Genomic DNA, 12,764 nt, shown 5'->3' on the forward strand with positions numbered 1-12,764 from the left:
GTTATGTATGATTGAAAAATTAATAAAATGGTTTTTAGGAAAAGCATCTATAAGGAAAAAGTTAATTATTAGTTTTAGCATATCTGTATCTATACCAATAATAGTTTTAGGAGTTTATAGTTTTAGTGAATCAAGAAAAAATTTATTAATACAAACTGAGAAGACAATGGAAAATAATAGTCTTAGAATTGCTGATGAGATAGACTTTAAATTAAAAAAGGAAGAAGGGTATGCAAAATATCTTGCTTATAACTTGAATTTTAGGAAGGTTATAGAAAATAAGCCTAATGATAATATATCAATAGCACAAACCTTAAATGATACTGTAGAGCCTATATTTTGGTATTTTATAACCAGCGATGATTACATAAAGGAAATAAATATATATACTCCCAATGTAAGTGGAGAGATAGGATCATTTTTAAAGCCAAGTAATTTTGTAGAGGGTGAGAAATGGTATAAAAAAAGTGAAAAGAGTTTTAAGCCCTTTTGGAGTTATGAGGATGGAAAATTATTTATAACTAGAAGCATATTAGACACTGCAACTAATAGTAAAGTTATAGGTGTACTTAGAATTGAATTGTTTATGAGTATTATAACAGAGCCTTTAGAAAATATGGATTTCTTAGATAATGGAATTATTATTAAAGATAATAGTGGAAATATAGTTTTTAAAAAGCTGATGAAAAATAGTAAAATAAATGAATTGGTTTTAGAAAATATATTAAATATAAAATCTGGAGCTAATTTGAAAGAAAAGGAGTATTTAATATGTGAAAATAATATTGATGCTTCAAATTGGAAGGTATTTTATTATTTAGATAAAAAGAAAATAACAGAGGAATTAATCCCTATAATAGGTTCAACTTTATTAATAGTAATTTTTTGTTTAATTGCAGTAGTTATATTAATAAATATATTATCTAAAGTCTTAAGTAGAAGAATATTATTGCTTAAGGATAAGGCTAAAGATGTTTCAAAGGGGAATTTCAATAATCCTATTTTTACAGAGGATACTGATGAAATAGGAATTGTGACAAATAGCTTTGGACATATGACAAGGGACTTAAACGATATGATAAATAAAGTTTATAAAATTGAGCTTGAGAAGAAAGCAACTGAGCTTAAAGCATTACAAGCTATGATAAACCCACATTTCTTATATAACAGTTTATCTACTATAAAGTGGAAAGCCATTAGAGAAGGAAATGATGATATAAGTGATATAACAGGGTATCTAGCTAAATTTTATAGAACTAGTTTAAATAATGGACAAGATATAACAGATGTTAAAAGTGAAATTGATAATATAAAATCCTATATTGAAATTCAAAAAATAGCACATTCACATAGTTTTGATGTGGAATATAGAATAGATGAAAAGGGATTAAAAAATAATATGTTAAATTTTATTCTACAACCTATAGTTGAAAATGCTATTAAGCATGGAATTGATTGTAATGAAGGAAAAGAAAGAGGAAAGATTATAGTTGAGTTTCAGGAGGATGAAGATTCTTTAATCTTTAAAATTTATAATAGTAGTAATAATAATGATATTAAGGGCATAGAGGAGATGTTAAATAAGCCAGGAAAAGGATATGGTATATATAATGTAAAAGAAAGAATAGAACTATATTATGGTATAGAGTGTAATTTAGAGTGTTCTTTAGTTGAAAATAATTATATATGCATTGCACTAAGGCTTCCTAAAATAAATGATAAATTAAATTAAAAATAAACTAAGGTGCTGTATCAAAGTTAAGAGATAAAACATAGAAGCATACTGAGAAAATTACTAAAATTCTCTTTATAAGGCTTTAAGTTTTATTAAAAGTTATTTTGATACAGCATTTTTTTATTAATAAAAAATAACGTAAAATTGTACAATGTTTCGAAAAAATGTATTATTTATTAATAAATTAAATGATTTTATAATTTAATCATAAGAGGAACTTAATAATTTATAAGCTATGACATCATTAAAGGGATGGATAAATTAAAGGGGGAAGAGATATGAGAAAAAAAATTCTAAGTGCAATTCTATGTATGATGATTGGAGCAACTGCAATGGTAGGATGTGGTGACAAAACTGATTCTACTCAAGCAAAAGATGGTGGTAAAGTAAAGCTTCGTATGACTAACTGGAATAATGAAGATACAATGAAAGATATGTTAAAGTATTTATCTGAAAAACTACCAAATGTGGAAATAGAGTATCAATTTATTGATAACTCAAACTATAACACAATAGTAGATACTCAATTATCAGCTGAAGAGGGTCCAGATATAATTTGTGAATCTCCAGCATCAGCCTTAAAACATGCTAAATTAGGATATCTAGAAAATGTAAACGATTTGGCTAAGAAGTATTCAGATTCAGGTACTAATGTTTATAAGTACGATAATAATGTATATGCTTTACCAGGAATAAGTTGGTTTGAAGGAATATATTATAACGAAAAATTATTTGAAGAAAATAATATTCAAATACCTAAGACTTTTGATGAATATATTGAGGTTTGTAAGAAATTCCAAAGCTTAGGAATAAAACCTTTAGCAGCAGGATTAAAATCATGGGAACCTTTATTAAAGAATTCTATGGCCTTTGTAACAGCAGAGTATTTATCAACAGATGCTGGTAAAAACTTTGGACAAGAGTATAGAGAAGGAAAAGTTAAGTTAGATGGTACATGGAATATGTATTTAGATAAATGGTCAGAAATGATAAAGGATGGAATATACACTAAAGATATGACTGGAATAGACCATGATCAAGCTTTAGAGGAATTTGCTACTGGAAAAGCTGCAATGTATTGTTCAGGACCATGGGATTTAGAAGCAATTATGTCAAAAAATCCTGATTTAAAACTTAATATGATGCCATTTTACGGAACAAAACCTAGCGATGGATGGTTAATAGGTGGACCTGGATGTGGATTTGCAGTAAATTCAAAATCTAAAAATAAAGATGCAGCAATGGAAGTATTAAAAGCTATATCTACAGAAGAGGGACAAAAAGCTTTATGGGAAAACAATCAAGGAGGATCTTCTTACTTAACTGGAACCTCATTCACTCTTCCAGAAGCCTTTAAGGGAGCTGAAAAAGCTATAAATGCAGGTCATATTTATTGTCCTTGGAATGAATGGGGAGATGCAGGATCAGCACATGTAGATTACGGTAAACAAATGCAAAATTATTTACTTGGAAACCAAGATCTAAAAACAACTTTATCAAATGTAGATTCTGCTGCAAGTGAACTTATAAATAAATAAAATTAAATCTTTTGCTCATAATTCTAATTTGTTTAGAGTTATGAGCAATTTTAAAAAACTTATCTAGCATTTAAAGGAGGAGACTACATGGAATTAGTTAAAAAGAAAAGAAGAACACCGGGAACTTTGGGAAAATACTTTTATGTTTTTGTATTACCAGCTTTAGCAATTTACTTAATATTTAGTATTGTACCATTTTTATACACAATATTTTATAGTTTTACTAATTATACAGATATAAATCCTATTAATTTAAGTTTTGTTGGATTTGAAAATTACGCTAAGGTATTTTCAACACCAGTAATGATGACTGGTATTAAGAACTCAGTAATATATGCTATAGCTCTTACAGGGTTACAAACAGTTTTGGCATTACCTTTAGCAGTATTATTAGATAAAAAATTAAAAAGCCGTAATTTATTAAGAGCTGTATTTTTCTTTCCAGCAGTATTCAGTTCATTAATAATAGGTTACTTATGGAATTTTATACTTTCATCATCAGATTATGGTTTAGTAAATAATATATTACATTCTTTAGGATTAGACACAATAAATTTCTTCACAACAAATAAAGCTTTATTTTCTGTAATTTTTACTCAAGCTTGGCAATGGACAGGATGGGCAATGGTTATATTCTTAGCAAATTTACAATCAATACCTAAAGAATTATATGAAGCTGCAAGTATTGATGGAGCTGGAAGTTTAAAACAATTCTTTCATGTAACACTTCCATTAATGTGTCCATCAGTAAAAATAATAGTTGTTACAGGACTTATAGGTGGTATGAAGGTTTTCGATATCATATATTCAATGACTTCAGGAGGACCAGGAAATGCTACTGAAACAGTTATGACTGTTATGATGAAAAAAGGTATTTCAGATGGATTCTATAGTACAGGGGCAGCCTTTGGAGTATTATTCTTTATTATAGTTCTTGTAATAAGTGGAATAACAACGAAATTAATGGGGAAATGGAGTGAGTCTATATCATGATGAATAAAGTGAAGAGTAGTGGAATTAAGAAAAAAGACAAAAAACTATGGGGATTAGAATTAGCAATGATTCTATTAGCTGCTATATGGTTTATACCAATTTATTATCTTATAGTAACAACTTTTAAATCTCCTCAAGAAGCAACCGCTAGTCCATTAGGAATTCCTAAGACTTGGATTTTTGAAAATTATTCTAATGCGTGGAAACAGATGAGTTTTCCAAGAGCTTTTGGAAATACAGTGTTTATAACTGCCACAGCGGTTATATTGATTGTTGTTTTTGGATCTATGGCTGGATATGCTTTAGCTAGAACAAAAACTAAACTTGGAAATCGTATGTTTTTGCTTTTCCTTGCAGGATTAATAGTTCCATTCCAAATGAATATAGTAAGTTTATATAAAATCGTAAAGAGTTTACATCTTATGAATAGTGCCTTTGCTGTAATATTAGTAAACGTAGCCATAAACACACCTCAAGCAATATTTTTATTTAAAGAATTTATAGAAGCTACTATTCCAATGGAGTTAGAGGAAGCTGCAGATATTGATGGATGCGGAGTATTAAAAAAGTTTTTTAGAGTTATATTACCACTTTTAAAACCAGTTATTTCAACTGTAGTTATAATAGTAACTTTAAATGTATGGAATGAATTCTTAACACCTTTATTATTCTTACAAAGTAGAGAAAATGGAGTTATTTTACAAGAAGTATCTAGAAATATAGGTCAATTCTCAACTGACTGGACAGCACTTTTCCCAATGTTAATGCTAGGAGTTGCACCTCTTATGGTATTCTATATATTTATGCAAAAATACATAATAGGTGGAGTTACAACTGGAGCTGTTAAAGGTTAAATGGCGAGGTGATAATTTTATGAGAAATATTAATATAGACAAAGATTTTGGAAGTATTATGATAATTGTTCCCCATGAGGATGATGAATTACTTATGACAGGAGGAATAATAAAAAATGCCATAGAAAGTGGAGTTGATGTGAAGGTAGTAATGGCTACTAATGGAGATTATGATTGTAAAGATTTTTCTGTGGGAAGGGCAAGAATTAGCGAAAGTATAGAAGGCTTAGAACTTTTAGGGTTACAAAGTGAAAATTTAATAGTCCTTGGATATGCGGACACTGGAATGCCTAAAGAAGAAAGTTTTATATGGAATCTTTATGAAGAGAAGGATGAAAATAAAATTTTAGAGTCTAGCTGTTCAAAGGAAACTTATTCTTTAGAGAATCATAAAGAATATCACTTTAAAAATTTTAATGAACATAGTAAATATACTAGAAAGAATTTTCATGATGATTTATTAGGAGTAATAGAAAAATATATGCCAAAAAATATTTTTACAACCTCTGAGTTTGATACCCACGGAGATCATAGCGGATTATATTGTTTTGTAGTTGAAATACTAAAAGAACTTAGAGAAAAAAATAACTATGAACCTAATTTATATAGTGGCATAGTACATTCTTGTGATGGGGATGAAAATTGGCCTATTATTACTGAAGAAGTTAGTGAATTTACATGTCCAAAACTTCTAGAAGAAACTTCAAACTTAAAATGGAGTGAAGCATTAAGTTTTATTGTACCTAAAGAAATGCAATGTAATAATTTAAAAGAAAATTTAAAGAGAGAAGCAATTTCAAAACATAGGACAGCATTGAAACCAGATGCCATTGAGTTTTTATATTCCTTTGTGAAAAAGAATGAAGTTTTTTGGAAAATAAAGTGGTAAGGAGAGAGTAATATGGAAGATTATAGAGAGCCTATTTATAAAATAGAGCCTTGGAATATAACAGAAGAAGAATTTCTTTTAAAAAATAATTATAGAAATGAAACAACATTTTCATTGGCTAATGGATATATAGGTACTAGAGGCACCTTTGAAGAGGAATATGATTTTGATGTTGAAACAGGATTAGAAGGAAACTTTGTAAATGGCTTTTATGAAAGTGAGCATATAAGATATGGGGAATGGAATTTTGGTTTCCCTACAGAAAGTCAATCACTTTTAAATCTTCCAAATGCTAAAATAATAAAGCTATTTATAGAAGATGAAGAATTCAGTATGCTTACAGGTGAAATAGAAGATTATAAGAGAGTTTTGCATATGAAAGAGGGAAGGATAACTCGAGATCTTATATGGGTATCACCTAAGGGTAAAAAAATAAAAATTAGCATAAGTAGATTTGTTAGTTTTAATAATAAAAATTTAATGGAAATACGTTATAAAGTTACTCCTTTAAACTTTAGTGGAAATTTAAAATTTATCTCTGCTATTGATGCAAATGTAGAAAATCATACAAGAAAAACTAATCCTTTAGTTGATTATGGTCCTTTTGGTAAAAGGCTTGCAAATGATTATATAGATTCCATAAAAGATGAACTTTATTATGAAGGAACAACATTAAATAGTGAAATTTCAATAGCTTGTGGAGCAGTAAATAAAATATCAGCAGAAAACTTTATAAGAAAGAATTTTAAAAATTATGAGCTTTTTGGGGTATCTTATGAATTTTATGCTAAGGAAAATAAAGAAATTATATTAGATAAGTTTATTGCATATAGCACATCTTTAGATATGAATTGTAAAAAGTTACATGGCTTTATAAAAACTATTTTAAGTGATGCCAAGAAAAAAGGATATATAGAAGCTGAGAGAGAGCAAAAGGAATATGTTGAAGAATTTTGGAGAACAGCTGATGTAATTATTGAGGGAGATGATGCACTTCAACAGGGAATAAGATTTAATCTTTTTCACCTTATGCAATCAGCTGGGAGAGATGGTAAAACCGGAATGGGAGCTAAAGGGTTAAGTGGAGAAGGATATGAGGGACATTATTTTTGGGATACAGAAATGTATGTACTTCCTGTATTTGTATATACTAAGCCAGATTTAGCTAAGAAATTACTAGATTATAGGTATTTTACTTTAGATAAAGCTAGAGAGAGAGCAAGGGTATTAGGACATGATAAAGGAGCCTTATATCCATGGAGAACAATTAATGGAGAGGAAGCATCAACATATTTTCCTTTAGGAACGGCTCAATATCATATAAATGCAGACATAGCATATGCCTTTAAGCTTTACGTAGATGTTAATGATGATTTTCACTATTTAAAGGATAAAGTAGCTGAGGTTTTATGTGAAACTGCAAGGGTTTGGGCTGATGTAGGATCATTTTCTGAGTATGTAGGAAATAAATATTGTATTTGTGCTGTAACTGGGCCAGATGAGTACAATGCTATAGTTGATAATAATTTTTACACTAATCTTATGGCCCGTGAAAACCTTAGAGATGCAATATGGGCATTAAATAAGATTAAAGAAAAGGATAAATTATCTTATGATAGTTTGGTTAAAAAGATTGATTTAAAAGATGAAGAAATAGAATATTGGAAAAAAATAATTGAGAATATGTATTTCCCTTATGATGAGAAAAGAGGGGTGTATCCTTTAGATGATGGCTTTATGAAGAGGAAGCCTTGGGATGATTCAAAAATACCTAAAGAAAAGAGACATCTTCTTTATGAAAATTATCATCCTCTATTTATATTTAGACAAAGGATGTCAAAGCAAGCTGATGCAATTTTAGCAATGTATCTTCATAGTAATCTTTTTAGTATAAATGAATTAAGAAGAAACTATGATTTTTATCAAGAAGTAACATTGCATCATTCCTCCTTATCAACTTGTATATTTGGTATTTTAGCTAGTCAAATTGGATATGATGAGGAGGCTTACAAGTATTTTTCACAGTCAGCAAGAATGGACTTAGATGATTATCACAATAACTTTTATGCAGGAATTCATGCTGCAAATATGGCAGGAACCTGGCAAGGCATTGTAAATGGTTTTGCAGGACTTAGAACTAATAAAGGAATTTTAGAATTAAATCCTACAATACCTAAGGAGTGGAATGCATATAGTTTTAAAATTTTCTATAAGAAGAATCTATTAGAAATAAAAATTTCTAAAGATGAAATTGAAATAAGACTATTAGAGGGCGAGAATTTAGAATTATATGTATATGGAGAAAAAGTTTATATTGAAAATTTAAGTGAAATAATAAAAATACCAACTAAATAATAGTTTAGCTATTTAAAAATAAAACTTTTAATCTGCTTTGTTTAAATTTATTATTAATAAGAAAAAAGGGAGAGTGTTTTATGAATAAGGGGTATAGAGCTATCTTTTTTGATTGGGATGGTACTGCTGTAACTTCTAGGAAGGCACCAGTAGATGAAATAGTTTCGAGAATGAAGGGTTTACTTAATAAGGGAATAAAACTAGCAATAATTAGTGGAACTACTATTGAAAATATTGCTGGTGGAAGATTACAAGATTACTTTACTGAAAAAGAATTAGAAAATTTATTTTTAGGCTTAGGCAGAGGGGCATATAATTATAAATTTAATAAAAATAAAAATTTAGAGTTATTCAATAATATGATACCAGAAAAATCAGTTCTTTTAGATGTTCATAGGGCTTGTTTTGATATCCATATGAAGCTTTTAGAAGACTATGATTATAAGACGGATATAGTTTTTAGCAGACCTAATTACTGTAAAATAGATCTTATGGTTGATAATAATAGAGGAGAGCAACTATTTCTTCAAGAAAATGAAGTTGATATATTAAAAGAAAATTTAACTAGACATGGATTTAATGAGGGGATTTTAGAACTTATTAAAATTTCTGAGGAAATAGGAGAGAAATACGGCTTAGATTTACTGGTAACAACAGATGCTAAATACTTAGAAGTTGGAGTTTCTAGCAAAAGTGATAATGTAAATACAATTTTAAATTATTTTAAAGATGAATTTGGAATATTACCAGAAGAATGTAGCTTTTGGGGAGATGAATACATAGGAATTGATGAGGGGTTATATGGTAGTGATAGTTTTATGATTACTGATTCCTCAAAAAGTGGAGATTTCTTTGATGTTTCTAATTTAAAAGGAAAAAGACCAGAAGAAGTAATAATTTTTTCAGGGGGCGTTGAAAGATTCTTGGAATTTTTAAGTTCACAAGAAAATTTATAAAGTTTTGATATTTATAATTTTTTTATAAATATATTTTATAGGTCAAACTTTTAAATTGGAGGGGTATTTTTGAATAGAAAAGGTGTATTAAGATTCATGTTTGTCTTTATGTTACTATTGCTGCTACCGTTTACTATTTCAAAAGCAAAGGATTTTCCAGCAAATCCAATTGAAAAAGCTGGATATAAATTAGACTTTTCTGATGAATTTAATGGTCCTACATTAGATAGAGAAAAATGGACTGATTATTATTTACCACATTGGTGCAAGGATCCTGAAAGTGCTAAGGCTAATTATCGTTTTGAAAATGGATCACTTGTTGAATATATAACTGAAGATCAGAAACCATGGTGCCCAGAGCATGATGGAACTGTTAGATCATCTGCCATAATGTCTTTTGATAAAAGTTGGATACATAATTTTAGTGGAACAACTGATAACCATGAAAGAAATGAGTGGAGAGGTTATACAACTAAATATGGATACTTTGAAATTCGTGCTAAGCTATCTAACACAGGTGGTGGAGGTCATCAAGCTTGGTGGATGGTTGGTATGCAGGATGATACTAATGATTGGTTCAATTCAAAACAAACAGGAGAAATTGATATATTAGAAACTTTCTTTAGTAAAAAAGATACATGGAGAATCGCTGCATATGGATGGAATGATCCAAACTTCCAAACATCTTGGACTATTTCAGAAGATAAAGTTCCATCAGGAGATCCAACTTCTGAATATCATATTTATGCAATGGAATGGACTCCTACTGCTTTGAAATTCTATTATGATAATGAATTATTTAAGGTTATATATGGTTCACCAGACTATGAAATGGGGACAATTTTAAATATATACACAGATGCAGGTTCAGGTGCTCATAATGATGTTTGGCCTAAGGAATGGGCAATTGATTATATGAGAGTTTGGAAACCAGTAGATGGATATAAAGAGAGTGAAAGTTTAAATAATTACTTAATAAGAAATAGACAAACAGGAAAATTCCTTTATATTGAAGAAAATAATGATAAAGTGTCTTATGGGGACATAACTTTAAAAAATGAAAAAAATGCAAAATGGAGTAAAGAATATAGAGATGGATACACTTTATTAAAGAATAATGAAACAGGAGAATATTTAAATATAGAAAATCAAACTGGATATATAGAACATGGTAAGGTTCCAAAAACTTGGTGGAGCGCTCAATGGAGTGAAGTACCAGTAGATGGATATACAAGGTTTGTTAACAGATGGAAGCCTAATATGTCAATACATACAGAAAGTTATGAAGGCGTTTTACAGTATGGAAATGTTCCAAATACTTATTGGACAAGTAAATGGCAACTTATTCCTGTAGAATAAAAATAAAATTTTAAAAGTGTTTTATTAAAAAATTAAGTTTGACCTATATATGAATCAAAAGAGGGAGTTTTATTTTAAGTAAAGCTCTCTCTTTTGTTATTTTATAATCTCTTTATAAGTATTTAATGTTAAAAATAAGAATATTTAATTTTTATAAGTTTCTAACTTTTCTGTGGCCACATGCTGGACATTTAAAGACAAGTTTATTTTCTGAATCATAGTCATATGCAAAAGGATTTTCATCCATCTCTTCTCCACAGATTTCGCAGATTTCTTTTATTTCAATATCTGTATTGTTTTGTAAATTACTTCTTTTCAATTTAATTGCTCCTTTTAAATTTAAAGTTTAAAATTATAGGGTTAAATTAACCTATATAAAAACAATACATCTTTTTTATTTTTACTTCAATTGTAATTTTTTTAATAAAAGATATAAAAAATATTGTGGGAAAAATATCAATATATATAATTAAATGTATATATGAAATAAGGGGGAGAGTCAATGACTATTAAAAAATTAAGGGAGTATTTAAAGAAAAATAAAGTAGTTGTTTTATCAGTATTATTAATAGCAAGTATGTTCTTTGGTATTTATAAAAGTACAAAGGTATATTTATATGAAAAAAGATTAGAGGAACAACTTAAGTACAATATTAGTAAATTTGCATATGCAACCTTAAATTCTAGTGGAGAAGAAAGGAATGAGGATGTTTATGCTAACATGAAAGCCTGTAAGGAGATTGTTGGCCTTTGGGATGGAAGAGGGGGTTACACTGATAATGAAATAACCCTGTTAAGAGCTTTTTGTAATTTAGAGTATTATTGGAAAGTGGAGCGTGAAAGAATAGAGTTGTTATTGTCTAATAATGATTTTGGATGGCTTATATATGATATATCCATGAATTTAGAGAATAATAAGCATATTAAAGATTTTATTGATTTAATAAATGGAGATGTTAAACCAAAATTTTGATGTTTTTCATAAATAAAAATTATGTAGTGATTTCAGTTAACTGGTAAAGTTTTACTGTTTGTGTTATTATATAAAATATAATAACAAAATGTTAACAAAAGTCATTTTATTATTGTGTTTTAAGCTTTTATTAAGGATAAGTATTAGTTTATATAATAGGAAAATTTGGTTATGGATAATAATATTATATAGTGAAATAAAAATTTTGATTAATAAACTATAAAACTTAATATTACTAAAGATTAAATATATTTAAAGAAATAGTATTTCTAGATGAAGGAGAGCAATAATGGGAGTTACTACATATAAGACAAAGAATGGAAATTTTATAATTGATTCTAAAAAACTAAATGAAAAAGTTACTGAGGTTTATAAAACTTATGGATTTGATCTTAATTTATATGAATTTGAAGATGAAGTAGATAAGGTTTTTTATCTTAGATATGCAGTTATGAAACTTAAGGAAGAATTAGTTGGAAGAAAGAATAAGTCTGAAAAGCAAAAACTAGCTGAAAATTGGTATGATATGATGTCAGAAAAATTTGGTGCTGACTGGGATAAAGAAAATGCTTGGTGTAAATATATTTCAGAGAAATATATATTAGCAGAAGTTACTCCTAATGGTAAAGAAGTTCCAGAAGCTTATTATGATACAAAGGTAGAGGCTATTATGGAGTTCTTAAAAATGGGAGCTTGTGATAATCTTAAGGTTTTTAGAGGTACAGTGGTATGCAAAGATATCTGTGGAGAAGAAGTATTAATTTCACTTAGAAAAAAAGATGATTATGTATTCCCTCCATTTCGTAAGGGATTTTAAAAATTATAAAGAGAGATAAGTTTAAAATAAGCTCATTAGGTGTAATGAAATATTATACCTAATGAGTTTATTTTTATTACTATAATTAACGTTATCAATGATTTATTAATAAACTATTAATAATGTTAATTATAATTTATGAAACAGCAAAATTGATATTTTTTAAAAAAATTAATATATAAGTAGGTGGGGGAATCAAAGTAATACTGCCTTTTAAAGGGATTTAATAGAATTTATTTACAAAAAGTTAATAAAAAGAACACTTTCGAAAAATTAACTAATAATGTATAATCTA

Annotated in this window: 11 protein-coding genes; 10 read left to right on the top strand and 1 reads right to left on the bottom strand. The window is 28.2% G+C overall.

Translation table 11 applies throughout. The annotated features are described in order from the left end of the window. The first annotated feature begins 7 nt into the window (after nucleotides 1-7). From GOM42_RS05595 to GOM42_RS05630, 8 genes are all read left to right on the top strand, one after another. Nucleotides 8-1,732: a histidine kinase gene (locus tag GOM42_RS05595; protein ID WP_061415479.1), complete on the top strand. Its 1,725-nt coding sequence runs from the start codon at nucleotides 8-10 to the stop codon at nucleotides 1,730-1,732. Between the two features lie 281 nt (nucleotides 1,733-2,013). Continuing rightward, on the top strand, nucleotides 2,014-3,273 hold the full coding sequence (locus tag GOM42_RS05600; RefSeq protein ID WP_003456161.1) for an extracellular solute-binding protein: 1,260 nt from the start codon (nucleotides 2,014-2,016) through the stop codon (nucleotides 3,271-3,273). A gap of 87 nt (nucleotides 3,274-3,360) precedes the next feature. Continuing rightward, nucleotides 3,361-4,266 carry a sugar ABC transporter permease gene (locus GOM42_RS05605; protein ID WP_003451894.1) on the top strand — a complete coding sequence of 302 codons (906 nt, stop codon included), beginning with the start codon at nucleotides 3,361-3,363 and terminating at the stop codon, nucleotides 4,264-4,266. Beyond that, nucleotides 4,263-5,120, top strand: a complete 858-nt coding sequence (locus GOM42_RS05610; protein ID WP_003451790.1) for a carbohydrate ABC transporter permease — start codon at nucleotides 4,263-4,265, stop codon at nucleotides 5,118-5,120. The genes GOM42_RS05605 and GOM42_RS05610 overlap by 4 nt, the downstream gene beginning before the upstream one ends. 19 nt (nucleotides 5,121-5,139) lie before the next feature. Next, on the top strand, nucleotides 5,140-6,009 hold the full coding sequence (locus GOM42_RS05615; RefSeq protein ID WP_011590576.1) for a PIG-L family deacetylase: 870 nt from the start codon (nucleotides 5,140-5,142) through the stop codon (nucleotides 6,007-6,009). Between the two features lie 12 nt (nucleotides 6,010-6,021). After that, nucleotides 6,022-8,364, top strand: a complete 2,343-nt coding sequence (locus GOM42_RS05620) for a glycosyl hydrolase family 65 protein (protein WP_252597722.1) — start codon at nucleotides 6,022-6,024, stop codon at nucleotides 8,362-8,364. An 80-nt stretch (nucleotides 8,365-8,444) separates the two neighbouring features. Next, entirely contained in the window at nucleotides 8,445-9,320 is an 876-nt protein-coding gene (locus GOM42_RS05625) for a hypothetical protein (protein WP_004457317.1), read from the top strand. A gap of 69 nt (nucleotides 9,321-9,389) precedes the next feature. After that, nucleotides 9,390-10,679 (top strand): glycoside hydrolase family 16 protein, encoded by a 1,290-nt coding sequence (locus tag GOM42_RS05630; protein ID WP_004457246.1) that lies wholly within the window; start codon nucleotides 9,390-9,392, stop codon nucleotides 10,677-10,679. 151 nt (nucleotides 10,680-10,830) lie between these two features. Here GOM42_RS05630 and GOM42_RS05635 read toward each other — a convergent pair whose 3' ends face one another. Continuing rightward, a complete protein-coding gene (locus tag GOM42_RS05635) occupies nucleotides 10,831-10,998 on the bottom strand; it encodes a hypothetical protein (RefSeq protein ID WP_004457094.1) in 168 nt (55 codons plus the stop codon). 183 nt (nucleotides 10,999-11,181) lie between these two features. On the opposite strand from GOM42_RS05635, the gene GOM42_RS05640 reads away from it, so the two are divergent. Beyond that, nucleotides 11,182-11,652 carry a hypothetical protein gene (locus GOM42_RS05640; RefSeq protein WP_004457144.1) on the top strand — a complete coding sequence of 157 codons (471 nt, stop codon included), beginning with the start codon at nucleotides 11,182-11,184 and terminating at the stop codon, nucleotides 11,650-11,652. A gap of 289 nt (nucleotides 11,653-11,941) precedes the next feature. Beyond that, nucleotides 11,942-12,469, top strand: coding sequence for a hypothetical protein (locus tag GOM42_RS05645; protein WP_003477565.1), 528 nt, complete (start codon nucleotides 11,942-11,944; stop codon nucleotides 12,467-12,469). Nucleotides 12,470-12,764: the final 295 nt, after the last annotated feature.

It is taken from the genome of Clostridium sp. 16K-1-R1, from assembly GCF_023921145.1.
Taxonomy (GTDB): domain Bacteria; phylum Bacillota; class Clostridia; order Clostridiales; family Clostridiaceae; genus Sarcina; species Sarcina perfringens.

Bases quoted from the DNA above. Each gene is read 5' to 3' on its own strand.
- GOM42_RS05625 (WP_004457317.1), top strand. From the start codon at position 8,445: ATGAATAAGGGGTATAGAGCTATCTTTTTTGATTGGGATGGTACTGCT.
- GOM42_RS05615 (WP_011590576.1), top strand. From the start codon at position 5,140: ATGAGAAATATTAATATAGACAAAGATTTTGGAAGTATTATGATAATT.
- GOM42_RS05610 (WP_003451790.1), top strand. From the start codon at position 4,263: ATGATGAATAAAGTGAAGAGTAGTGGAATTAAGAAAAAAGACAAAAAA.
- GOM42_RS05620 (WP_252597722.1), top strand. From the start codon at position 6,022: ATGGAAGATTATAGAGAGCCTATTTATAAAATAGAGCCTTGGAATATA.
- GOM42_RS05595 (WP_061415479.1), top strand. From the start codon at position 8: ATGATTGAAAAATTAATAAAATGGTTTTTAGGAAAAGCATCTATAAGG.
- GOM42_RS05640 (WP_004457144.1), top strand. From the start codon at position 11,182: ATGACTATTAAAAAATTAAGGGAGTATTTAAAGAAAAATAAAGTAGTT.
- GOM42_RS05605 (WP_003451894.1), top strand. From the start codon at position 3,361: ATGGAATTAGTTAAAAAGAAAAGAAGAACACCGGGAACTTTGGGAAAA.
- GOM42_RS05600 (WP_003456161.1), top strand. From the start codon at position 2,014: ATGAGAAAAAAAATTCTAAGTGCAATTCTATGTATGATGATTGGAGCA.
- GOM42_RS05645 (WP_003477565.1), top strand. From the start codon at position 11,942: ATGGGAGTTACTACATATAAGACAAAGAATGGAAATTTTATAATTGAT.